The sequence below is a fragment of the Gilliamella sp. wkB171 genome (assembly GCF_001693755.1).
Lineage (GTDB): Bacteria > Pseudomonadota > Gammaproteobacteria > Enterobacterales > Orbaceae > Gilliamella > Gilliamella apicola_F.
This window is the reverse complement of sequence record NZ_LYST01000038.1, coordinates 15621-41255: the sequence shown is the minus strand read 5'-3', so window position 1 is coordinate 41255 and position 25635 is coordinate 15621. Positions and strand designations below refer to the sequence as shown.

22 protein-coding genes are annotated in these 25635 nt (G+C 35.9%); 9 read left to right on the top strand and 13 right to left on the bottom strand.

What is annotated here, in order from left to right; genetic code table 11:
• Position 1 precedes the first annotated feature (1 nt).
• Entirely contained in the window at positions 2 to 493 is a 492-nt protein-coding gene (locus A9G03_RS04895) for an NADH-quinone oxidoreductase subunit J (RefSeq protein WP_065798570.1), read from the bottom strand.
• A 348-nt stretch (positions 494 to 841) separates the two neighbouring features.
• Between A9G03_RS04895 and ppc the strand changes: the two genes are divergently transcribed.
• Entirely contained in the window at positions 842 to 3487 is a 2646-nt protein-coding gene (gene ppc / locus A9G03_RS04890) for a phosphoenolpyruvate carboxylase (protein WP_065798569.1), read from the top strand.
• 37 nt (positions 3488 to 3524) lie between these two features.
• Here the strand turns inward: ppc and A9G03_RS04885 are convergent, their stop codons facing one another.
• The 5 genes from A9G03_RS04885 to aspS form a co-directional block, all read right to left on the bottom strand.
• Entirely contained in the window at positions 3525 to 4586 is a 1062-nt protein-coding gene (locus A9G03_RS04885) for an SEL1-like repeat protein (RefSeq protein ID WP_065634246.1), read from the bottom strand.
• A 124-nt stretch (positions 4587 to 4710) separates the two neighbouring features.
• On the bottom strand, positions 4711 to 6174 hold the full coding sequence (ubiD, locus tag A9G03_RS04880) for a 4-hydroxy-3-polyprenylbenzoate decarboxylase (protein ID WP_065634247.1): 1464 nt from the start codon (positions 6172 to 6174) through the stop codon (positions 4711 to 4713).
• A gap of 79 nt (positions 6175 to 6253) precedes the next feature.
• Positions 6254 to 6667: a hypothetical protein gene (locus A9G03_RS04875; RefSeq protein ID WP_065634248.1), complete on the bottom strand. Its 414-nt coding sequence runs from the start codon at positions 6665 to 6667 to the stop codon at positions 6254 to 6256.
• A 21-nt stretch (positions 6668 to 6688) separates the two neighbouring features.
• On the bottom strand, positions 6689 to 7129 hold the full coding sequence (gene nudB, locus A9G03_RS04870; RefSeq protein WP_065798568.1) for a dihydroneopterin triphosphate diphosphatase: 441 nt from the start codon (positions 7127 to 7129) through the stop codon (positions 6689 to 6691).
• A gap of 11 nt (positions 7130 to 7140) precedes the next feature.
• Positions 7141 to 8898 (bottom strand): aspartate--tRNA ligase, encoded by a 1758-nt coding sequence (aspS, locus tag A9G03_RS04865; protein ID WP_065798567.1) that lies wholly within the window; start codon positions 8896 to 8898, stop codon positions 7141 to 7143.
• Between the two features lie 276 nt (positions 8899 to 9174).
• Between aspS and A9G03_RS04860 the strand changes: the two genes are divergently transcribed.
• The 5 genes from A9G03_RS04860 (at position 9175) to dusC (ending at position 13553) form a co-directional block, all read left to right on the top strand.
• Complete coding sequence (locus tag A9G03_RS04860) at positions 9175 to 9948, top strand: DUF3100 domain-containing protein (RefSeq protein WP_065634251.1); 774 nt, start codon at positions 9175 to 9177, stop codon at positions 9946 to 9948.
• 15 nt (positions 9949 to 9963) lie between these two features.
• On the top strand, positions 9964 to 10413 hold the full coding sequence (locus A9G03_RS04855; protein WP_065634252.1) for a hypothetical protein: 450 nt from the start codon (positions 9964 to 9966) through the stop codon (positions 10411 to 10413).
• Between the two features lie 19 nt (positions 10414 to 10432).
• A complete protein-coding gene (locus A9G03_RS04850) occupies positions 10433 to 11752 on the top strand; it encodes an amidohydrolase (RefSeq protein ID WP_065798566.1) in 1320 nt (439 codons plus the stop codon).
• Between the two features lie 74 nt (positions 11753 to 11826).
• On the top strand, positions 11827 to 12600 hold the full coding sequence (locus A9G03_RS04845) for a molybdopterin-synthase adenylyltransferase MoeB (protein ID WP_065798565.1): 774 nt from the start codon (positions 11827 to 11829) through the stop codon (positions 12598 to 12600).
• A complete protein-coding gene (gene dusC / locus A9G03_RS04840) occupies positions 12597 to 13553 on the top strand; it encodes a tRNA dihydrouridine(16) synthase DusC (protein ID WP_065798564.1) in 957 nt (318 codons plus the stop codon). Before A9G03_RS04845 ends, dusC begins: the two co-directional genes overlap by 4 nt.
• On the opposite strand, the gene A9G03_RS04835 is transcribed toward dusC, so the two are convergent.
• The 6 genes from A9G03_RS04835 to A9G03_RS04810 form a co-directional block, all read right to left on the bottom strand.
• Positions 13548 to 14519 (bottom strand): hypothetical protein, encoded by a 972-nt coding sequence (locus A9G03_RS04835; protein ID WP_143425822.1) that lies wholly within the window; start codon positions 14517 to 14519, stop codon positions 13548 to 13550. The two genes, dusC and A9G03_RS04835, sit on opposite strands and share 6 nt — an antisense overlap.
• Positions 14520 to 14855: 336 nt before the next feature.
• On the bottom strand, positions 14856 to 15755 hold the full coding sequence (locus tag A9G03_RS04830) for an L-ribulose-5-phosphate 3-epimerase (RefSeq protein ID WP_065798562.1): 900 nt from the start codon (positions 15753 to 15755) through the stop codon (positions 14856 to 14858).
• A gap of 64 nt (positions 15756 to 15819) precedes the next feature.
• Positions 15820 to 16464, bottom strand: coding sequence for a 3-keto-L-gulonate-6-phosphate decarboxylase UlaD (locus tag A9G03_RS04825; RefSeq protein WP_065634258.1), 645 nt, complete (start codon positions 16462 to 16464; stop codon positions 15820 to 15822).
• 21 nt (positions 16465 to 16485) lie between these two features.
• Positions 16486 to 17178: an L-ribulose-5-phosphate 4-epimerase gene (locus tag A9G03_RS04820; RefSeq protein WP_065634259.1), complete on the bottom strand. Its 693-nt coding sequence runs from the start codon at positions 17176 to 17178 to the stop codon at positions 16486 to 16488.
• A gap of 4 nt (positions 17179 to 17182) precedes the next feature.
• Entirely contained in the window at positions 17183 to 17656 is a 474-nt protein-coding gene (locus A9G03_RS04815) for a PTS sugar transporter subunit IIA (RefSeq protein ID WP_065634260.1), read from the bottom strand.
• Positions 17657 to 17682: 26 nt separating this feature from the next.
• The gene (locus A9G03_RS04810) at positions 17683 to 19404 is read right to left on the bottom strand and encodes a PTS ascorbate-specific subunit IIBC (protein WP_442903106.1); all 1722 of its coding nucleotides are present in this window, start codon (positions 19402 to 19404) and stop codon (positions 17683 to 17685) included.
• Between the two features lie 481 nt (positions 19405 to 19885).
• Here A9G03_RS04810 and ulaR point away from each other — a divergent pair, with 481 nt between their 5' ends.
• On the top strand, positions 19886 to 20647 hold the full coding sequence (gene ulaR, locus A9G03_RS04805; RefSeq protein ID WP_065634262.1) for an HTH-type transcriptional regulator UlaR: 762 nt from the start codon (positions 19886 to 19888) through the stop codon (positions 20645 to 20647).
• Between the two features lie 21 nt (positions 20648 to 20668).
• Positions 20669 to 21736: an L-ascorbate 6-phosphate lactonase gene (ulaG, locus tag A9G03_RS04800; RefSeq protein WP_065798561.1), complete on the top strand. Its 1068-nt coding sequence runs from the start codon at positions 20669 to 20671 to the stop codon at positions 21734 to 21736.
• A gap of 497 nt (positions 21737 to 22233) precedes the next feature.
• Here the strand turns inward: ulaG and murJ are convergent, their stop codons facing one another.
• Positions 22234 to 23772, bottom strand: coding sequence for a murein biosynthesis integral membrane protein MurJ (murJ, locus tag A9G03_RS04795; RefSeq protein ID WP_065634264.1), 1539 nt, complete (start codon positions 23770 to 23772; stop codon positions 22234 to 22236).
• Between the two features lie 294 nt (positions 23773 to 24066).
• On the opposite strand from murJ, the gene A9G03_RS04790 reads away from it, so the two are divergent.
• The gene (locus tag A9G03_RS04790) at positions 24067 to 25626 is read left to right on the top strand and encodes an AbgT family transporter (protein ID WP_065634265.1); all 1560 of its coding nucleotides are present in this window, start codon (positions 24067 to 24069) and stop codon (positions 25624 to 25626) included.
• The last annotated feature ends 9 nt before the right edge of the window (positions 25627 to 25635 follow it).

Below are 25635 nucleotides of genomic sequence, written 5' to 3'. Positions count from 1 at the left end.
ATTATTTCTCCGACAATAGTCGATGCATAAAATGATAGGCAATAACAACTGCACCTAACAACAAAAAACCAGCCAATTCCGACATCAAAATGTAAGCATATACTGACATTTCATGCATCAATTCATGAGCCTCTTTAATTTGTGAGTAGTCAGTACTCACTACACCGTAAATCAGTACAACTAATAAAATAAAAGCTAAAACTAATGGACCTAGCCAAATTTTAGGACTGATACCTCGTTTTTTATTCTCAACATTGTCGACACGAATTCGTAGAATAGTTGCAACAGATAAAAATAACATCACTGTGCCACCAATAAATAAAATAATGTATAAAACAGCAGAAAAATACGTATCGAGTAAAATAAATATTAAAGCTGAAGCAAAAAGCGCAATAATAAGGTATAAAACGGCTTTATCAACACGTAAGCAACTAATCACTTTTATACTGGCAATAACAGTAATAATCGACGCAATATAGAAAACAATAAGCATCAAATAACAATCCAATATACATTAATCATTGCGTTAGTATATACCCAAATCCTATTAAGATACAGTTTACAGACAATCTGTTAACAGAAAACAAGCATTTAAAAACATAATCTGACTAAAAAATACTCTTAATTAATTTTTTTATCTTTTTAGATAATGATGAGAATATAATTAAAACAATTAAAATAATAAAGAATATAAAATTTTATTATTTAAATTCAATATGGTATTGTTATAAAGTATATATCTTAAACAAATTAGCAATGACTTATATCTTAGCCTCTAAACTGTAATAACCGTTTTACAGTTTAAAGTTTAGTTAGCCATAATAAAGAAAATGAGAACAGAATGAACAGTGAATATTCCTCAATGAGAAGCAACGTCAATATGCTAGGGACTTTACTCGGTGATGCAATCAAACGCGCCACTGGTAATAAAACATTTGATTTAGTAGAAGAAATAAGGCAATTATCAAAATCAGCACAGCAAGGTAATAAACAAGCCCATAATGAATTACTCAAATTGATTGAAAATTTGAATGATGAGGACTTGTTACATGTTGCTCGAGCATTTAATCAATTCTTAAATTTGGTTAATACTGCCGCCGAATATTATGGTATTTCTCCTCATGGTGAAGCATCGAGTAGCCCCAAAAAAATGACGGAATTATTTAGTACATTAAAAAAACTCAATTTTTCAAATCAAACCATAACACAAGCTATTAATGATCTTTCGATTGAACTGGTATTAACAGCTCATCCAACCGAAATTAATCGCAGAACAATGATTAATACCTATACTGCTATTAATAATTGTCTATCTCAACTAGATCATAATGATTTAGCTGATTACGAAATAGAACGGATCATGCGCCGTCTTAAACAACTTGTCTGCCAAGCATGGTACACCGATGAAATCCGTAAAAAACGTCCTACGCCGCTTGATGAAGCAAAATGGGGATTTTCAGTCATTGAAGATAGTTTATGGGAAGGGGTGCCACTGTTTTTACGTGAATTTAATGATCAATTAGTTGATGCATTTAACGAACAATTATCGGTTGATCATGTTCCAATTAAGTTTACCTCATGGATGGGGGGCGACCGTGATGGCAACCCAAATGTAACAGCTAAAGTGACGGAAAAGGTCATGTTACAAGCTAGGTTAAAAGCAATTGAGTTATTTTTAGCTGACATTCAAATACTGGTTCGTGAATTATCGATGAGTGAATGTAGCCAAGCGGTTATCAACTTGTTAGATGAAAATAATAAATCTGCCTCTGAACCTTATCGAGCAGTGATGAAACAGTTACGAGCTCGCCTGATGAAAACCCATAGTTATATTGTTTCATTACTAAATAATGAACAAGTCATCCCCCCTACAGATATTTTAATTAAAAATGAACAACTATGGACGCCACTTTATACCTGCTATGAATCATTAATTGAAAATGGCATGTCAACAATAGCACATGGTCCACTACTTGATACGTTACGACGTATAAAAAGCTTTGGTTTGCAATTAGTCAGGTTAGATATTCGTCAAGATAGCTCTGTCCATACTGAAGCACTAGATGCATTAACTAAAGAGCTCAACCTAGGCAGTTATGCCCAGTGGTCTGAAGATGAAAAACAAGCATTTTTATTAGCAGAATTACAATCAAATCGTCCTTTATTGCCTTACCGCTGGCAACCACCAGAAATGGTACAAGAAGTTCTAGATACTTGCCGTGTTATCAAAAAGGCTGGACAAGAATCGATTGCATCTTATGTTATATCAATGGCCAAAGCGCCTTCAGATATTTTAGCGGTTTACCTACTATTAAAAATGGTCGACTGCCAAAAAAATATCCCTGTTGCTCCATTATTTGAAACCTTAGATGATTTAAATAATGCCAAATCTGTCATGCAAAAACTTCTGGATATTCCTTGGTATCGTGAAAAGATTCAAGGTAAACAGATGGTCATGATTGGTTATTCTGACTCTGCTAAAGATGCAGGTACACTTGCCGCGTCATGGGCACAATATCGTTCACAAGAAGAGTTGGTTCACTTATTTGAAAAATATAATATCAATCTAGTGCTCTTTCATGGGAGAGGTGGATCTATCGGTCGGGGCGGCGCACCCGCACATGCGGCATTACTTTCACAACCACCAGGATCGTTAAAAGGTGGGCTTCGAGTGACAGAACAAGGTGAAATGATCCGTTTTAAACTGGGTTTACCAGAAGTAGCTTTGAGCAGTTTGATGCTATACGCATCAGCCATTTTACAAGCTAACTTATTACCCCCTCCAGAGCCTAAACAAGCATGGCGTGATATTATGGATGAAATGTCTGATATATCATGTCGTTGCTATCGAAGTTATGTGCGTGAACGTGCCGAATTTGTCGATTATTTTAGAGCGGTAACGCCAGAAGCAGAGCTTGGACGATTGCCACTTGGTTCTCGTCCACAAAAACGACGAACAGGTGGCGGTATTGAAAGTTTACGAGCCATTCCGTGGATTTTTGCTTGGACACAAAACCGTTTGATGGTGCCTTCTTGGTTAGGTGCCGGTAGTGCACTTAAACAAGTCATTGAAGAAGGGAAAAAAGATTTACTTAAAGACATGTATCATAATTGGCCATTCTTTAACGCTCGTTTAGGTATGCTCGAAATGGTATATGCTAAAGCTGCGCCAAATATTCATGAATATTACGAGCAAAGACTTGTCGATCCGATTTTATGGCCGTTAGGTGAAGAATTAAGAAATTTATTAACTCAAGACATTAACACCGTACTAACTATCACCGATGATATTAGCTTAATGGCTGACTTGCCTTGGATTGCTGAATCGGTTGCATTACGTAATACTTATATCGAACCGTTAAACTTATTACAAGCTGAATTATTGAGACGTTCGCGTAATCGCAGTGAAGAAGAAAATACAACGGTTGAACAAGGATTGATGATTACTATATCCGGAATTGCTGCTGGTATGCGTAATTCAGGGTAACGGACCATCAAAAAATAAAAAGAGCAATTTGCTCTTTTTATTTTCCTGATAATAACTGATCTAAATAAGCTTTAGCATCTTTGTCACCTTGCTCGCTTGCTTTAGTAAACCAATAGATCGCCCGATTGGTATTTTTTTCAATACCTTCGCCTTCAAGGTACTTTATACCTAAATTATATTGCGCATCAACACTACCTTGTTCTGCGGCTTTAATGTACCATTCTACAGCCTTCTTGGCATCTTTTGGCACGCCGCCACCAACTTCATACATCACGCCAATATTGTATTGTGCATCAGCATTACCTGCTTCAGCCGCTTTAGTAAACCAGTATGCAGCTTTAGAATTATCAGATTTTGTGCCAGTTCCTGTTGCATACATAATACCCAAGTTATACATCGCCAGTACATGCCCTCGTTCTGCGGCTTGAGTATAAAAATAAGTAGCAGCGACATAATCTTTAGTCAAACCATCACCATGTTCTGACATCAAACCTAAATAGTATTGAGCTTCAGGATTGTTGCCTTTAGCGGCCTTACTAAACCAATCTGCTGCAACCATTTTATCTTCTTTAACACCATCGCCAAAAAAATACATGATACCTAAATTAAGGTAAGCATCTAAAACGCCTTGCTCACCAGCTTGAGTAAAATAATCAATTGCACTTAAGGTATTTTTAGTTGTCCCTTCACCATTTTTATACATTAACGCCAAATTATATTTAGCTAAGGCATAATTTTGGTCTGCTGCGCGTTTATAATATTGAAATGCCTGCACAAGATCAGCTGTGGTACCCAAACCATTTTGATACATATAAGCCAGATTATTTTGCGCTTTAGCTAACCCTTGATCCGCTGCTTTTTTATACCAAAAAAAGGCTCGAATATCACTAACTTCAACACCTAAACCTTGTTTATAAATAGTTCCTAATGAAAATTGAGCTTGTGCATCACCTTTTTCAGCTGAAACCCGTAAAGAAGGGATTAATGAACCAGGATCTGCAACCTTCAGTTCAGTATCTGTCTGAGTTTTAGTTTCACTTGCCAAGGCGCCATAAGAAAAACAAAACATAAGCGCCAATAAAATTCGAAATTTTTTCATAATTATTTAATTGCCATAACATGGGGAATAATTATACATAAATGCATAAAAAGGTGATAGTTTTTGTTTATTTTAAGTAAATTTATGTAAAAGATATTGTTTATCAAGCATTATTATTAACTGGCTACACGCCAAGTTTATCCCAAATTTCATCAATATAAGCAACGACCTTAGGATCTTTTTTAATTATTTTGCCCCATTCTCGGTTAGTTTCTCCTGGCCATTTATTTGTGGCATCCAATCCCATTTTAGATCCTAAGCCCGAAACCGGAGAAGCAAAATCTAAATAATCAATCGGAGTATTATCAATGAACGTGGTGTCTCGATGAGGATCCATACGTGTTGAAATCGCCCACATAACATCTTTCCAATCACGTGCATTAATATCATCATCACAAACAATGACAAACTTGGTATACATAAACTGTCGTAAGTAGGACCAAACCCCCATCATGATACGTTTAGCATGACCAGGATACTGCTTTTTGATAGTCACAACAGCTATTCGATATGAGCATCCCTCTGGCGGTAAATAAAAGTCTACAATCTCGGGAAACTGCTTTTGTAAAATGGGAATAAAAACTTCATTCAACGCTAATCCCATCACAGCCGGTTCATCGGGTGGTCGTCCAGTATAAGTTGAGTGATAGATGGCATCTTTGCGATGAGTTAAATGGGTAACAGTAAAAACAGCAAAATTTTCAACTTCGTTATAATAACCGGTATGATCACCATAAGGCCCTTCTGGTACCACTTCATTTGGATCAATATAACCTTCCAAAATAATTTCTGCTGTGGCTGGCAATTCTAAATCATTAGATAATGCTTTAACTACCTCGGTTCGACCTTGCCTTAATAACCCTGCAAATGCGTATTCTGGTAAAGTATCGGGTACTGGTGTAACTGCGGCTAAAATTGTTGCAGGGTCTGCGCCAATAGCCACCGCCACAGGAAATTTTTCGTGAGGATGAGCTTGTTGCCATTCGGCAAAATCAAGTGCACCACCTCGATGCGACAACCAGCGCATCACTAATTTATTTTTGGCTAATAATTGCAATCGGTAAATACCAACATTTTGCCTTTCTTTATAAGGACCTTTAGTAATAGTTAATCCCCAAGAAAGTAATGGAGCAACATCCCCTGGCCAGCAATGCATAATAGGCAATTGTGTTAAATCAACTTGTTCATCTTTTAATACCACTTCTTGACAAGCGGCCGATGATCGGCGCTTGACCGGCATATTCAATATCTGCTTGTATTTCGGTAAAACATTGAAAAATTGTCGAATACCTTTTGGCGGTTCAGGTTCACGTAAAAAAGCTAAAAGCTGCCCGATTTCACGTAATGCCGAGGGATCGTCTTGCCCCATTGCCATTGCAACCCGTTTTGTTGTACCAAATAAATTACATAATACAGGCATCGTATAACCAATAGGGTTTTCAAATAATAATGCGGGACCTTGTGCACGTAAAACTCTATCGGCAATTTCGGTCATTTCAAGATAAGGACTAACAGGATAAGTAATTCTTTTTAATTCACCTTGTTGCTCAAGATAAGTTAAAAAATCACGAAAATTAGAAAAATTCATTCACTATTACTCCCTGTTACTTTGATACCCAATCCAAAGGGGTTTTGTTTATTAAATGATGTTTGACTTATGTCTTGGATTAATCTTCATCAAAATTTTCACTATAAATGGGCGTTTGTTTATTCTGATTGCATTCAATAATTTTAGGTAATAAGGTTTGAAATTGTTTTTGATCAACTTCAATAAACTTTTCTGGTTTAACTTGAAAGAATAAATATTGCGTAGTGTTATCATCAAATTGAAAAGAAGCTAACCAGTAATTTCGATTTTCACTATTATCATTAGCAAATATTTTAATAATACTACTCGCTCGTTTTTCAGGTTGATCATGTAATTTATAATCAATTATTTTTTCTGCAATTTGAGTATCATATTCATCAAAAATCATGTATTGATTTTGGTTAATTTGACACTTTGGTATGTTTATTTCAGCATAACTATTTAGGGTAAAAAAAGATAAACAAATTGACATAATGTAACGATTTAATTTCATACCCGACCTCTTAACTGAATTTTAATAATTTACAATTTTCTTGATCGCCTCTCGATTATTAGGCGATAAGGTCAAATTAGCCGCATCTTGAATTGACATCCATTGATAGGCTAAATGTTCACTCAACATAGGTTTTACCTCGGTAGTCAAAGGCAGATAAAACCAATGTTCTTTATTTATCTTAACCTGTGGTGCATATCGATGTCTAAACTGTGGAAAGATTTCAAATTCAACCACATGTTTAGCATCGACTAACGACAAATTACTACCAACAATATCAATACCTGTTTCTTCAAACACTTCACGAATTGCCGTTTCAACTGGCAATTCGCTATTCTCTAAACTGCCTGTTACTGACTGCCAAAAATTAGGATCATCTTTGCGTTGCATCATCAAACAACGCAAAGTGCTTTGGCAGTAAATAACAACTAACACCGATTCAGGCTTTTTAAATGTTTGCATTTAACATTTCGCTATTTTTTGCAAACTTCGATTCCTAGTTCTACTAATGCTGCTGGATTTGCCGGGCTCGGTGCATCAGTCAATAAACAGGTAGCGGCTGTGGTTTTCGGAAATGCAATCACATCTCGAATATTATCCGTGCCTGTTAATAGCATAGTTAAGCGATCTAATCCGAATGCCAGTCCTGCATGAGGTGGGGTTCCATATTTTAAGGCATCGAGTAAAAAGCCAAATTTTTCACGTTGATCATGTTCATTAATACCTAAAATTGAAAATACCGCTTGTTGCATTTCACTGCGATGAATACGCACTGAACCGCCCCCTACTTCATAACCATTAATGACCATATCATAGGCATTAGCAACTGCTGTCTCAGGACTTTCCATTAGCTGCTGAGGTGTAAAATCTTTTGGTGAGGTGAATGGATGGTGCATGGCACTAAGCCCTTCATCTGTTTCTTCAAACATTGGAAAATCCACAACCCAAAGAACGGCCCATCTATTTTCATCTGTTAAGGCTAAATCCTTACCAACTTTTAAGCGTAATGCACCTAGCGCATCACTAACAACTTTGTAGCTATCAGCACCAAATAATAATATATCGCCATCTTTAGCATTAGCTCGATTAAGTAATGCTTCCATTTGTGTCTGATTAAAGAATTTTGCAACAGGGCTTTGGACACCATCTAGTCCTTTGCTACGTTCATTAACTTTGATCCAAGCCATACCTTTGGCACCATAAACCGAAATAAATTGCGTATAGTCATCAAGCTGTTTTCGGGTTAATTGCGCCCCATTAGGCACACAAAGTAATGCAACACGCCCTTTTGGATCATTAGCAGGCGTTGAAAATACTTTGAAATCGATATCTTTAACTAAATCATCCACATCAATAATTTCAAGCGGATTACGTAAATCAGGCTTATCACTACCAAAACGTCGCATGGCTTCTGCAAAGGTCATAACAGGGAACTTACCTAAATCAACATTTTTAACATGCAACCATAGTTCACGAATCATTTGCTCCATGATCTCACGCACTTGCTCTGCTGTCATAAATGAAGTTTCAACATCAATTTGGGTAAATTCAGGTTGACGATCTGCACGTAAATCTTCATCTCGAAAGCATTTAACAATTTGATAATATCGGTCAAATCCTGACATCATTAAGAGTTGTTTAAATAGTTGTGGAGATTGAGGTAAAGCATAAAATTCACCGTTATGGATTCGGCTAGGCACTAAATAATCACGCGCACCTTCTGGTGTGGCTTTAGTCAACATAGGGGTTTCGATGTCTAAAAAACCATGTTCATTCATAAACGAACGTACAAAGGCAGTCACTTTAGCGCGTGTTTTGAAAATTGCCGTCATCTCCTGACGACGAAGATCGATGTATCGATATTTTAAACGCTGCTCTTCACTATTGTTTTGATTAAAATCTAATGGTAAAACATCACTTCGATTAAAAATAACAAGTTCAGTTGCTAAAACTTCAACTTCACCAGTTGCCATATCTTTATTGATTTGGCCTTCTGGTCTAGCCCTTACTTTACCTTTAATTTGAATACAAAACTCATTGCGTAGTTCACCCGCTAACTGATACGCCTGCAAATAATCAGGATCAAAAAAGACCTGTACAATTCCTTCGCGATCACGCATATCAATAAAAATCATACCACCTAAATCTCGGCGTTTATTAACCCAACCACACAAGGTAACTTCTTGATTAATATGAGATGAGTTTAACTGACCACAATAAATCGAACGCATAAAATATCCTGTTAAAATTTCAAGCTATAAAAATTGTCTGTATTATAAATCAAATAAAGGGCTTATAAAGGCATTTATTGATATTTATTATTCAATTGTTTCAATCAGCTCATCAAAAAGACAATCTTGATTATGATTAACAAATTAACAACAGTTGTTTATTGACGGTAATAATCAAGGTTATGTATATTAAATATGCAGTGCAAATACTGACTATGATTCTATATATCATGGATAGTGATTATTGATAAAAACTATTATTAGAGGTTTATAAGGATGGAAATTATTAAAGACTATAGAGTGCATTTGTTAGCACTAATAGTCGTTCTGATCTGTGAGTTTATTGGTAAACAATCTATTTGGATTATTACTTTATACCCCATGCTATATGCTATGATTATTGGCGGAATCATAAGCCTTCCTAAACTCAAAATATTAAACATAAAAAATATGAATCATGCAAGTGCCGTTATGATTGTCACATTAATGCTACTTGTTGCCAAATTGGGCGTTGCCGTTGGTCCTAAAATCGATATGATTTTAAAAGATGCAAAACTGGCACTCATTTTTCAAGAGCTAGGTCACTTTGCCGGTACCATTTTATTAGGATTACCTTTAGCAATGATGTTAGGTATGAAACGTGAAGCGGTTGGCGCCACTTATTCAGTTGCTCGTGAACCCAATATTGCTATTGTTGCAGATAAATACGGTTTAGATTCAGCCGAAGGACGTGGTGTGATGGCTATGTACGTTTGTGGGACACTTTATGGTGCGATTTGGATGAGCATATTAGCAAGTGTTATGGCTAAGTTAGATATTCTTCACCCCTATGCTTTAGCTATGGGCGCGGGTGTTGGTAGCGGAAGTATGATGGCTGCGTCATTAGCACCAATTAGCGATCTCTATCCAGATCTGGCAAGTGAAATTAAAGCCTATGCAACAACAGCAAATTTAATGTCCAGTATAGTGGGTATCTACATTTATACTTTATTTTCATTACCTTTTGCTTCTTTTTTATATAACACTTTTGCTCGTTTTCGTCGTAATTAAGGAAGGATTGTTGTAATGAAAAGTTTAGAAACACTATTTTTACTCATCTTAGTAGCTATTATTATGGCAGCGGGTAACACTGTCGGCTACAAAGTTGATTTTATGTTATCGTTACAAGCATTAGCTATTTTGGTAGTTATATCAATTGTTGGATACTTTGTTGGCAAAGTACCTTTACTCAATAAATTTCCAGTAATTTTATGGGTGTCGGTAGTTGCAGCCATTGCCTCATCCCCTATATTTCCTTTCCATGAACAAGTTGTTTCCATTACGGACAATGTTTCGTTACTTGCCGTTTGTACACCGGTACTTGCCTACGCAGGGCTTGCTATTGGCAAAGATTTAGCATTGTTTAAAAGTATCTCTTGGCGAATTATCCCTGTTTCGCTAGCGGTGTTTTCAGGTACGTTTATTTTTGCCGCAATCATTGCACAGATTACGTTACATTGGGAAGGTGTTATTTAACTGGAATAGGAATTAATTTATGACTAAAGAAGAACTTAAACAACAGGTTTGCCTTGCTATTGCAAATCGAAAAGCAGATATAAAAGCCATTGCTGAAGCTATTTGGGCTGAACCCGAACTTGGTTACAAAGAACACAAAACCGCAAAAAAAGTAGAACAAGCTTTTGAAAAATTGGGCGTGCCCTATAAAAATAAATTAGCGTTAACCGGTGTTAAAGGCCGTTTAAAAGGCGGAAAAGGCAGTAAATATAGCGTCGCGGTTATTGGTGAACTTGATGCCATAATTTGTGCAGATCATCCTGCTGCTGATGAAACCTCTGGTGCTGTTCATTGCTGTGGACATAATGCACAAATTGCGAATATGATGGCTGTCACGATGGGGCTAATCGATTCTGGCGCCATGCAATACTTAGCTGGTGATGTGGTTCCTTTTGCAGTACCAGCTGAAGAATATGTGGAAATCACTTATCGAAATCGGCTTATTGAAGAAGGTAAAATTAAATACATTGGTGGTAAGCCCGAACTCATCTCCCGAGGTGAATTTGATGATGTCGATATGGCGCTGCAAATCCACTTAACTAGTGTACCAAATGAACGTAAAGATGGTTTTATTGAAATATCAACAACCAGTAATGGTTTTATTGGAAAACTAATCAAATATAAAGGTGAAGCAGCTCACGCAGCAGCAGCCCCACATGCAGGCGTTAACGCATTAAATGCAGCAATGATGGGATTGATGGGTGTTAATGCAATTCGTGACACATTTCAAGAAAAAGATTATATCCGATTCCATCCAATTATTACTCAAGGAGGCGATTTGGTTAACGTCGTACCCAGTGATGTAAGAATGGAAAGTTATGTGCGTGCAGGTAACGTTCCTGCAATGATTAAAGCCAATGAACGGATTAATCAAGCCTTACAAGCGGGGGCGATGGCTGTTGGGGCAAGTTGTGAAATCAAAGATTTACCAGGTTATCTTCCTTTACATAATAATGCTACGTTAAATGAACTTTTGAAGTATAACGCTGAAAAATTAATTGGTGAAGAAAATGTCTCAGTTGCACCCCATATGACAGGTAGTACTGATACAGGTGATTTGTCGCACATTATGCCAGTAAGTCATCCATGGATCGGATCTGTGAGAGGCGTGTTGCATGGAAAAGATTATGTCGTATTTGATGAAGAAATGGCTTATATTCGCCCTGCACAAATGATGGCGTGTACAATTATCGATTTACTTTTTGATGACGCAAAATCAGCACAAACGCTAATATCAAATTACAAACCACTCATGACCAAAGAAGAATATCTCACCTTTTTGTCTGGTTTTGACAAATAATCTTAACAGCTTGGCGCCGTAAGGCGTCAAGTGTCTGCTATAATATAGCAATTTACGATGAACAATTATCTATTATGCAAGCGCTAACTGATCAAGAATTATTTCGTTACGATAGGCAAATAACTTTGCATGGTTTTGATATTGAAAAACAGCAAGTGTTAAAAAATAGTGCGGTACTAATTATTGGTTTAGGTGGACTTGGCTGTGCAGCTTCGCTTTACCTCACAGCGGCTGGAGTTGGAAAATTAACTTTAGTTGATTTTGATACCGTGACAAAATCGAATTTAAACCGACAAATTTTATATACAGAAAAAACAATCAATCAATATAAAGTTGAAGTCGCAAAACACACGCTAAGTAAACTCAATGCAGATACCATCATTAATACAGTGAACCAAAAACTGGATGATAGTTGCTTACTTTCACTTATCAAACATCATCAAATTGTGATTGATTGTAGCGATAATCTAACTACTCGAGAACAAATTAACCGTTGCTGTTTTCAAACTAAAACACCACTAGTCTCTGGTGCAGCCATTCGGATGGAAGGTTTATTAACTGTATTTACTTATCAGCATGATGAGCCTTGTTACCACTGCCTGAGTCGTTTATTTGGCGACGATCAATTGACTTGCGTTGAAGCTGGGGTAATGGCCCCTCTAGTGGGAATGTTTGGCTCAATGCAAGCATTAGAAGCAATAAAAGTGCTGACTCATTATGGCACACCGTTATCGGGTCGACTACTAATGGTTGATGCAATGAGTATGCAATTTAATCAAGTTAAGCTGACAAAACAACCTAACTGCTCAATCTGTGGTAATAAACAAAATAAGCAGGCACGACAATGAAATTAAATCGTATCATCTTAGCACCGATGGAAGGCGTGTTAGATTATAATGTAAGAAAGATCTTAACTCAAATTAATCAATTTGATTATTGTGTGACAGAATTTGTCAGAGTTACTCATCATAAATTATCTAACCGAACATTTTACCGTCTATGCCCTGAACTTTACCATGATGGAAAAACAGCTTCGGGTACGCCTGTGCGAGTACAAATTCTTGGTCAATCACCCGAATGGATGGCAGAAAACGCAGTTAAAGCTATTGATTTGGGTTCGTATGGAATCGATATCAATTTTGGTTGTCCTGCTAAAACTGTCGTTGGTAGTCACGGCGGTGCTTACTTATTACAATACCCAGAACAAATATTTAATATTGTTAAACAGACAAGACTCGCCATTGGCGCAACAGCAAAATTATCAGCCAAAATCCGTTTAGGATGGTCGGATAAATCTTACTGTTTAGATATCGCGAAAGCAATCGAACAAGCTGGAGCAAACGAAATTGTCATTCATGGAAGAACAAAAACTGACGGTTATCAAGCTGATAAAATTGATTGGCAAACAATAGGAAAAATCAAACAAAAATTAAATATTCCTGTTATTGCTAACGGCGAGATTTTTTCCGTTAAAGATGCGCAAAATTGTCTTATCCAAAGTCAGAGCCAAGACATTATGCTTGGACGTGGTATTTTAACTCTCCCAAACTTAGCCAATATGATTCGTTTTAATGATGCAGAGTTACAGTGGCAACAAATTTTAGAGATTTTAATTAATTACGCTACAACAACTATCGAAGAGGTTAAACCGCTTTATCATTCAGCGCGCATCAAACAATGGCTAGCTTACTTAAAATCGCACTATTTTCAAGCGGCACAAGTATTACAAAATATTCGAACATTAAAAACACAGCAGCACATTGCCGATTCACTTAAGCTACAACAAACAACACTATCATAAAGTTAAACTATACCCAGTGTTTCGATAAAAATAGTACTGGGTAACTTTACGCACAATCAAACAAGATATAATAAATGAGATAATTGGCAGTGCTATTTTCAATACTAACGCAGTGTAATCATGTAAAGTGGTTTGGCTAACCGTCAAGTCAAATAACCTTTCAGCAATGCTAAAAAGAGTAAAATTAAACACAAAAATAAACAGATTTGAATAAACCACACTTTTCACAATTCTATCAATCTGTAATACCATAAATACTTGAGTAAACGTGTTTTTGCAAACAACTATAACAACACAGAAAATCAACACATAACAGATAAAAGGGAAGGCAATATGGCGGCTAATCGAAATAAGATAGTGATCTTGTTGGATCAAAATATCTAAAATAAAAGACGGAAAACCAATTAAAATAAAAAAGAAAAAGGCTAAAAATAAAATAAAATGAATTTTACAGCTATTAAGCGTATTAAGTTCAAAAACTAATGTACTCTTTTCAAACTGATTATTTAATGCCCTAATACAATAATAAGTCAGTAAACCTGCACACAAATAAAATAGACCATCAGGGATAATACTTAGCACTAAAATAAATAACCATGAATCAACATCGATATAATTGATTAATATCTCATCAAACATTAAATCGGCTATGACACTTAATAAATAGCCAATAGTACAAACAATCAGCACATTTAGTATAATGAGAACAATATTTTTTAAGGTCACCAAATGAACGTTAATTCGATAAAATGCAATTGCAGATACGCCAAACAACAACAGACATTCGGGAATTGAACGTAGCAATTGATAAGGGGTAAGTTTATACAGTGAAGACCATAAATTTTTATAGTCATGAAAAGTAGCAAGAAAGGTTATACCAAATCTAATGTTGAAAATAAAAGCACTCGAAATAAGAAATAGTGTTATAAAAATAAAGGGCAACTTAAAAAAGGATAATTTGTACATTAGTCTATCTAAAACCTGTTAATTCTCTATTTTTTATAAAAATTTCAATGATAACAAATAGATGGCAAGTTAATTTAACAGATTAATTTGCACGTTAAACAAGTAATGATATCAAATTTGCAAAATCACCAAAATATTTGCACAAAATACCACAAGGTGGCGCTATTACCAACTAGAATATCATTCATCACAAGGTGAATCACAAAAATAAAATGAGAAAAGTGACTAAACTATAATTCAATATAGTTTTAATTTTTCAATAAGTTAGATTTTAAAAAATACCTCATCACCAAAAAGGTGATGAGTTAAACATAAAATATCAATCAACTTTTGATTTTAATCAAGTGAAGAAAAAAGCGGGAAATTAGCCTGCTGAGCAATAGCCTTTAATCGTTGCTGAGCTAGGATGATGTTATCTTTCCAATGATCATCATTAGCCCACATTTCGATAACTAGTGGTGCACAATAATTCATTAATTTCAATGTATTAAATACTGCAACAAAATCAACTTCACCATCACCAATAACTAAGTCCCTAAATTGCCCTGCATAATTGGGTTTAACTTTATAAGTATCTTTTAAGTGTATTTGAACAATATGATTGCGACTGAGTAAAAGCTCAGTACTAATATCAAAGTTCCATCCCGATATATTACCCACATCAGGATAAGCCATAAAATAAGGTGAGTTAATTTGTGCCTTTAGGATTTCAAATTTACTTAACGAGTTAAGATAATTAGTATCCATAATTTCTACAGCTAACATCACGCCTGCTTTTTCTGCTTGTTTCGCACACCATTGCATACCCGCAATAAATCGTTGATGGGTCTGTAAGTCAGCAGGTTCATAATACACATCATAACCAGCTAATTGAATCACTCTTACACCTAACTTATAAGCAAACGAAATTGCTTTTAGCATAATCATTTTGGCTTGTTCGCAGATTTTTGGATCCGCTGAACCAAATGGGTATTTACGATGTGCGCTTAGGCATATTGAATGAAAAAAAATACCATTTTTTTCACATAAATGTCGTAAGGCATAAATGTCATCATCACACCAATCAAGCCTTGCTTGACGCTCTTGAGATTCATCAATAGACAGTTCAATAAAATCAAAACCTAAAGACTTTGCTTCAGCCATTTTTTGTTGCCATGAAAGTTGATTAGGCAACGCTTTTTCATAAATACCAATACCTGGCGCGTGTTTAACAAAATTTATTATTTGTTCAGTCATAATTTATGATCCAATAACATGAGGATAAAACAAAAACAGTCGATTACTCGACTGCAATGTAAAATTACCAATATTTAGCAATTTGCTCCCTCAACGCTTGGGCTGTTTGCTGTCCATTTTCATTGGCTAACGCACGACCAGCAATAAAAGCTTTAGTTTTTATTCCAGCAAACAGATGAATATCTTCAGGAACAATACCGCCAGTTATGGAAAGTTCTAAACCTAAATCAGAAAGTTGACGCATTTTAACCAAATCCTCTTCACCCCAACCAACTCCGGCTAATTCGGCATCACGAGAACGATGATAGATAGCTTGTTTAATACCTAATTTACGCCATGCTTTAGCATCATCGAAAGTCCAATGACCGTAAAGTTCTATTTGAATTTCACCCCCAAATTCATCAGCCACTTTTTTACACGCTTCAATGGTGGCAATATGAGCTGCTGCTGATACTGTCAGCCAATCCGCTCCGGCTGAAAACGCCATTTTAGCTAAAATTGCCCCTCCATCAGTGGTTTTTAAATCACAGACTAAGATATGATTTGGATGCTTTTCTCGTAAGGTTTTTACCCCGTTAATCCCAGCACCAAAAGCCAGAATGGTACCCACTTCAATAATATCAACAAATCCAGCAACATTATTGGCGACAGCTAAAGCGGGTTGCAATTCAGTTTGATCTAATGCGATTTGTAGTTTTGGTTTTGTCATTTTATTTTCCTCTTATAAGAACTATTTTTGCCCATAATAAGCATTTGCACCATGCTTACGGAAATAGTGTTTATCTGACAGCGCTTGTTGAATTTTAATTGTTTTATTGAGTTGACGAGTGGCAATAGCCATCATGGCGACTTCTTCAAGAACAACCGCATTATGTACAGCATCAAAAGCATTCTTACCCCAACAAAATGGAGCATGACCTGAAATCACTGCACCAGGCATTGCCATTGGATCGAGTCCGCGACGATTAAACTCTTCAATAATAACCAGACCGGTATTTTTTTCGTAATCAGAGGTAATTTCGCTATCAGTAAGTCGACGGGTACACGGAACATCACCATAAAAGTAATCAGCATGCGTGGTCCCTAACGCTGGTACATCTAACTCAGCTTGAGCCCAGACGGTGGCATAACGAGAATGGGTATGGACAATACCACCAATATTTTCAAACGCTTTATAAAGCTCAATATGTGTTGCTGTATCACTAGAAGGATTTAACTTACCTTCCACTATTTCACCGGTTAATGACACCACCACAATATCGTCAACGGTCATATTGTGGTATTCAACCCCAGAAGGTTTAATAGCAATGACCCCCTTTGCTCGATCAACTTCTGAAACATTACCCCAAGTAAAGGTCACCAAATGATATTTGGGTAATGCTAAATTGGCCTGTAACACTCTCTCTTTTAAAGCTTGATACATAAAATTAACCTCCCAATAGAGCTTTATCAATCACAGCATAAACATCTTCTTTACTGTTACATGCTCGTAATTTATCCAGATCGATGCCGGTAGGACTATTTTCATCCTCTAATATTTGAGTAACCTCCATTAACCCCTGCATATGTTCATCAGATGTACTGCCCGCTAAGGTCACTAATACATCGACAGGTTCTTCTTCCCCTTGAAAATAGACTGGTTTATTTAGTGTGACTAATGCAAAAGCAGTTCGGTTAACGCCATCTTCTGGCCTAGCATGAGGCATAGCAAAATTAGGGGCAATAATGATGTAAGGTCCCATTGTGTTCACACAGCGAATAATCGCATCATAATAAGAGGGTTGAATTGCTTTAGATGCGACCAACATATCAGTACCTAATTTAACTGCTTCTTGCCAGGTTGTAGCATTTGCGTTGAGTAAAATAGAGTTGTTTTCTATTAATGATTCTTTCAAAGCCATGTTGTACTCCCTTTTTATTCAATAAATTATTTAGCAAGCACTTTGTTAATCAGTTCAATAAGTTCATCACCAAATGTTTGCGGATTTAACATATTTTGTACCCCCAAAGCATGCTGACCTTCATTAACTTCAATTTCATTAATTAAGTGTTTAGAAGCCACAATAATGTCAACATTCGGTAATCGTGATTTGTAATCAGTCACCGCACACGAATCCATAACATTAGCAATGCCTTTTTTATCAAGATAATTGGCAATTTTCATTTTCATCATCATCGATGAACCTTGACCACTACCACATACCGCAAGAATACGTATTGGACGTCCTTCGCTAATTGCTACCTCATCCATTTTTTCAACGACTTGCTCATTAAAATCTTGATGGGTATCATTCGTGTCGGCTTGTATTTTTTGATTGGCTTCATCGCGTCGTAATTGTTTAGCGGCAAAGAACATATACACTAAAGCCAAAGCAATAATGAGATAGATAAATAAGTGAGAAATTGATAGGCCTTGTAAAATAGGTGGGAATAAAATTGCCCAGTCAGCCATGCCCATCCAAGAATCGATTGGTGTACCATTTTGTGCAAAAATATGAATAACCCAAGCTGAACCAAAAACTTCAACCATGCCCATGACAAAACAAATCTTCATTACCGCTTTCCAACCGCCAAAGTGATTTGCAAACACCCCAATAGTGGCATTGGAAAAGAACATCGGAATAAAACCTGGAATAATCATAATCGGCGATTTAAATACCAGTAATAAAGCAATTGCTAAAAATTGTCCTAATGCACCCCAAATAAAACCAAACACCATTGCATTAGGTGAAAAAGCATAAATTGCCGCACAATCGATCGCTAATACTGCATTAGGAATAAGTTTTTCAGAGATACCTTTAAAGGCTTCAGATAATTCAGCAACAAACATTCTTACGCCACCAACAATCACTTGGATTGCTACTGCGAATTTAAGCCCTGTTTCTAAAATATAGATTGTCCAATGTGTTGAACCAGCCATGGTTTGTAAGTTATCTAAACCAAATGACAGTAAAATAATGCCAAAAAAGAAAGTCATCACAATAGCTGTAGCCGCGATACTATCGTGAAAAATATGTAACCATTTTGGTAATTTTAAATTATCAACAGAATCATTTTTATCACCGAGTTTTGGTGCTAATTTAACCGCAATCCAAGATCCTAATTGTTGTTGATGGCCAATAGAAAACCCTGCCCCACCTGTTACTGCTTCGGTTGGCTTAAACATCATGTTGGAAAATATTCCCCAATATAAAGCGGTAATAATTGCGGAGTAGATGATGGTTTCCCACATTCCGTAACCAAACAGAAAATAAAATAAGGTAATAAGACCTACTTGTTGGAACATAATATGACCGGTTAACATAATGGTTCGAATACCGGTAATACGTCGAAAAATAACCAAAAGGATATTGATAGCCAGCGCCAGTAATACCGCATATCCGACCCAAGAGTAATGTTCTCCCATACCATTTTCAACAGCAACCATCGAAGCATAAGTATCAATAATCGATCCTTTAATTCCATGATATTCCGCTAACTTGGCGATAACCGGTTTAAATGTTGAAACCAATACACCCGAACCGACTTGCAATAACATAAAGCCGACAATTGTTTTGATGGTTCCTTTTAAAATTGTGGTAACGTCTTTACCTAATAGGCAGTACCCTAGCATCGTTACTAACCCTAGTAATAAAGGTGCTTTGGTCATGACTTGACTATAAAAAATATAAAATACGTTATAGATTACTTCCATATGCCCCTCTCATTGATTATGGGCATTTTTTAAATTGAAAGTTGATACTACGCTTACAATTTATAGATAAACTTTATCCTAATGCCCTTTATATGGTTGTTCACTATCAAGTGAATCTTTGAGCTTAACTAACACTGCACGTTGTTAATCAAATTTATTTAATTAACGATTGCTATATTCCATAATCACAATGAATCACACAATGATTATTTATGATTATTTTGACTAAGATCACTTTTCCCAAAAATCAACAGCAATATCTGTGATCAACTTCACATTACGATGAAAAACAACTAAAATAAATTAAATTTATACCTATACTTATCAATATTAAATTTAGATTTATACCATTAAATCAATGAAGATAATTGACAATTTTCGCAATGATAATTATTATCAAAGCAATCAAATCTGATCAAATTATTAAGGAACATAAATGAATGAAATAACGCGACATAACGAAATCGTCGCTTTAGTTAATGAAAAAGGTGAAGTGAAAGTGACAGAATTAATTGATCACTTCGGTATATCACCGGCAACAGCTAGACGAGATATCACCAAGTTAGATCAGGAAGGTCGAGTTAAAAAAGTGCGTAATGGCATTATGCGATTAGAGGAGCAAAAACCTATCTGGGCACCAATAGCCAACAACAATACTGATCATTATCACGAAAAAGCGCGAATTGCTATTCGAGCAGCTAAATTATGTGGTAACGATGAAAATGTCGTGATTAATTGTGGTTCAACCGCATTTTTATTAGGTCGGGAATTATGTGGTAAAAATGTCTCTATCATCACGAATTACTTTCCACTCGCTTGTTACTTAATAGAACATGATCATGAAAATGTCATTATTATGGGCGGTTTATATAACAAAACTCAAAACATTATTCTTAATCCAATCGCAAGCATTACCGATTCTTATGCAGCTAAATGGATGTTTACTAGTGGTAAAACACTAACACCCACCGGCCTTTATAAAAATGAAATTTTAAGTGCAGTGGCCGAGCAACAAATATTAGAAAAAGCCGAAAAATTAGTGGTTGTCGTTGACAGTTCAAAAATCGATACCAAAGCAAACTCTGGCATGCTTTTTTGCCCAGTAAACAAAATTGATATTTTAATTACAGGCTCACAAGCGAATAAGGAAGTGATTGAATGCATTAAGAAGCAAGGAGTTGAAGTGATATTAGTCTAACTATTAAATAAGGAACATAGTATGAGTAAAGTAAACGAAATTACCCGTGACTCTTGGATTTTAAATACCTTCCCTGAATGGGGAACTTGGCTCAATGAAGAAATCGAAGCGACTGAAGTTAAGCCCAATACCTTTACCATGTGGTGGCTTGCCTGTACAGGAATTTGGTTAAAATCAGCAGGTAATACCAATATTTGTATCGATTTTTGGTGCGGTACGGGTAAAAAAACCCATGCTAATCCATTGATGAATAAGCAACATCAAATGATGCGTATGGGGGGAGTACGAGAATTACAACCTAACTTAAGAACAAGCCCATTTGTGTTGGATCCTTTTGCAATTAAAGAAATCGATGCAGTTATGGCAACGCATGATCATGCTGATCATATTGATGTTAATGTTGCAGCCGCGGTCATTCAAAATTGTTCACCTAAAGTTAAATTTATTGGACCTAAAGCTTGTGTTGAGTTATGGAAAAGCTGGGGCGTGCCAGAAGATCGTTGTATTGTGGCTAAAGTGGGCGACACAATCACTGTAGGCGATATCACCATTAAAATACTAGATTCTTTTGATAGAACTTCACTTGTTACTCTTCCTAAGGGTGTTTCATCGACAGATAAAGCCATTTTAGATGGTATGAACGATCGCGCAGTTAACTATCTATTTGAAACATCGGGGGGCTCACTTTATCACTCTGGTGATTCACACTACTCTAACTATTATGCTAAACATGGCAATGATCATAAAATTGATGTTGCCTTACTCTCTTACGGCGAAAACCCTCGTGGTGTTACCGATAAGATGACATCTGCTGATATTTTACGTGCAGCAGAATCGCTTAATACCAAAGTTGTGATTCCTTTTCATCATGATATTTGGTCAAACTTCCAAAGTGATCCGCGAGAAATTGAAGTGCTTTGGCAAATGAAAAAAGATCGACTTGAATATCAATTTACACCATTCTTTTGGCAAGTTGGTGGTAAATATACTTACCCGATCGATAAAAATAAAATGCATTATCAACACTATCGTGGATTTAGGGATATCTTTACTGATGAACCAGAATTACCTTATCGTTCATTCTTATAAGCAAGGTAATTTAAAATTGTCGTTATTACGATTATAACTAAAAAAATTTTTAATTAGTTTTTGGGTTGGGCGTTTAGTGATTTATAACTTCTGTTTTGTTGCACTGACGTCCAAATTTTTCAAATTTGATTATCTCTATTGCTCAAATAATTATTTTAGCAAACAAATAAAATCGATTTTTAATGCTGTGTATACCTGATTTGTTGTGATTATTTGCTACGTCTAAATTCGTAAAATCTATCCTGATAAAGCCAATTTAATTCTCGGCTTAATCTACGCTGTCAGCCCAGTTAATAAGTATCAATCAAAAGGAAAATTGGCATAAATACGATTAAGAATTTAGCCCAAATTAGAACATCATAGACTAAATTCTAAATAATGATGATGAAAGTATAACGGCATTTAGCTAATGTTCAGGCAATATTTAAAGCTAACTTCGCCGATAATATAGTTTATGTTCAACTACTAATATAATTTAGTAAATTAACTTTTATAAATCAGTCAATACGTTTAATAAAATGCTTTAATTTAAAACCCATTGCAATAAGTGATGCAAAATAGACAAAAACGCCAACAATGACTAGTAAAAATAATCGTGCCACACGCATTAGCATTGAACCCGTTGACCAATCAGGTAATAGTTGTGCGCCAAACCATAATACTATAGACATTAAAATGACTGCGATAATAACTTTAGTTAAAAATTTATACCATCCTGGTTGTGGTTGATATAGTTGTTTTTTACGTAGCTGCCAAAACAGTAACCCTGCATTAAAACATGCCGCTAAACCAATTGATAATGACAAGCCAGCATGTTGTAGCGGACCTATAAACGCTAAATTCATTAGCTGCGTTAAAATAAGCGTAATAATGGCTATTTTAACTGGCGTTTTAATGTCTTGTCTGGAATAGAATGCGGGTGCTAACACTTTAATCAAAATTAGACCAAGTAAACCAATGGAATAAGCAACTAATGCGCGTTGCGTCATTAACGTATCATTTAAAGTGAATTGCCCATATTCAAAAAGTGTTGAAATCAAAGGTCGTGAAATAACCCCAAGCGCCACTGTACTTGGCAATGCCAGTAAAAAGCATAATCTTAATCCCCAATCCAATAATTCTGAATATTGTTGATGATGACCTTTCGAAAAGCTTTTAGCTAATGAAGGTAACAAAATTGTACCAAGAGCAACGCCAAGTACGCCTGCTGGAAATTCCATTAAGCGGTCGGCATAATACATCCAAGAAACCGAACCAGAAATTAAAAATGAGGCGAAAATAGTATTAATAATTAATGAAATTTGCCCAACAGAAACCCCTAAAATTGCTGGCCCCATTTGTTTTAATACACGCCAAACACCGTTATCTTTAAAATTAATACGCGGTAAAACCAGCATACCAATTTTTTTTAAAGCAGGAAGTTGATAAAGCAATTGTAATATGCCCCCAACGACTACTGATATAGCTAATGCTAACACCGGTGGATTAAAATAAGGCGTTAAAAATAGCGTAAATATGATCATGCTAACATTGAGTAAAGTTGGCACAAAAGCGGGGACAGAAAAACGATTCCAAGTATTGAGTATTGCACCAGCAAGTGACGCAAGCGAAATAAAAAAGATATAAGGGAAAGTAATTTGTAATAAGCTGGTGGCCAATTCAAATTTTTCGGTAGACTCTTGCATAAAACCAGGTGCGGTTAACATAATGACAAAAGGTGCAGTTACTATGCCTATTAATGTCACTATAGCTAATACTAATGTTAGTAAACCAGCAACAAAAGCAACAAATGTACGAGTAGCATCAACACCTTGTTGGTTTTTATATTCAGCTAAAATTGGCACAAAAGCTTGTGAAAAGGCACCTTCGGCAAAAATACGTCGAAGTAAATTAGGCAATTTGAAAGCAACAAAAAACGCATCGGTTGCCATTCCTGCCCCAAAAAAACGGGCAATAATAGCATCACGTACAAATCCTAATACACGCGATACCATTGTCATAGAGCTTACGGCAGCTAAAGATTTTAAAAGATTCATATTTGATTTATATACAAAGTATATAACTTAACACTGACAATGAAACATAGTCTACAAACTATTCGTTTAAAGCACCATGCTTTTTTCAATAAACTTAGTTTTGAAGAAAATGCTATTTTTGCAAACGATGACGAAGTTAATTTATAAAAAAGTCGAAGTAACATCATACTTATGTAAAAATAATTAAGGTTAACATAATGCTTAAGTATAAAAACAATACGCTTTTGCTTATTTACCTGCACTATAAATATGTGATAAATTGACGCCTCGAACAACATTTACCCTAAATTTTTTATGAATCAAACAACAAATCCGTCACCTATAAAAACGGGCGGCTTTTTAAATACTATTGAACGAATAGGCAACAAAATCCCCGATGTAACAACACTTTTCTTTTATGCTTTAGTTATCTGTTTTATTGCCTCTTTATTACTTTCTTTTGTCAGTTTCGATTACATCAATCCTGTTACCAAAGAAAAACTAGTTGTCGCTAATATGCTAGCGCCCGATCATTTAGTAACTTTTTTTACTAAAATGGTCCCAAATTTTGTTAGCTTTCCACCTCTTGGTATTACTATCGTTGCAACATTAGGTATTGGTATTGCTGAAAGTAGTGGCTATATTCATGTGTTGCTAAAAAAGTTATTGGCAGTTACACCTAAAAAATTGGTTACCCCATCAGTCATTTTTGTTAGCATGGTTTGTCATATTGCGTCCGACTCAGCTTATGTTATTTTAATGCCGGTATCAGCCATGATGTTTTATGCGACTGGTCGTCATCCTCTTGCGGGCATCGCTGCCGCTTTTGCAGGATTAGCAGGTGGTTTTAGTTCAAGTTATACACCATCAATTATCGATCCTATCATGCAAGGCTTTACCCAAAGTGCTGCACAAATCATCGATCCGTCTTATCAAGTTAATGTGCTTTGTAACTATTTTTTAAGTTTTGGCGGTACTTTTTTTGTCCTATTAGCTTGTTGGTTTGTTACCGATAAAATCGTTGAACCACGCTTAAATGCAAATATGCCAATAAATACTGATTTACAGTTAGATAACCTTGCTGATTCACCGGCCATCACCCCTATTGAAAATCGAGCATTTAAAGTTGCATCAATCGTATTTTTAGTCATCGCTGCTGGTTTAGTGCTTTTATTATTACCACAAGACTCTTTATTACGTGCACCTGATGGCAGCTTAACAAGTAATAAAGCACCAATTATGCAAATTATTGTGCCATTATTATTTGTATTTTTTGCAATTCCGGGATTGATTCACGGCTTTATTACTGGGGCATTTAAGTCTTCTCGTGATATTGTTAAATCGATGGAAAATATCACTAAATCACTTATTCCTTTTATTGTTTTTGCTTTCTTTTGTGCACAATTTCTATATGTGTTTTCTAATTCTCAAATAGGCACATTGATTGCAATTGGTGGCGCTGAGTTTTTGAAAGCGTTACATCTACCTTCGGTTGTAACAATATTTGGTGTGATCATTTTAACCAGTATGTTAAATGTGTTAATTACCTCTGCTTCATCTAAATGGGCTATTTTGGCACCAATTTTTGTGCCTATGTTGATGTCTGTTGGTATTTCACCTGAATTAACGCAAGCCGCTTACCGTATCAGTTCAGCAGTGAATGTAAGCACACCTATGTTTGCGTTTTACCCGCTAATTATTGCCTATTGCCAGCAATACTGCAAAAACACAGGAGTGGGCACATTAAGTTCTATGATGATTCCTTATACTGCCGCGCTGCTTATTGCATTAACTGTAAACTTGTTACTCTTTTGGTTCTTAGGTCTACCAATTGGGTTTGATAGTGGTTACGTTTATCCACCCGTAAATAATTAGTACCAATAA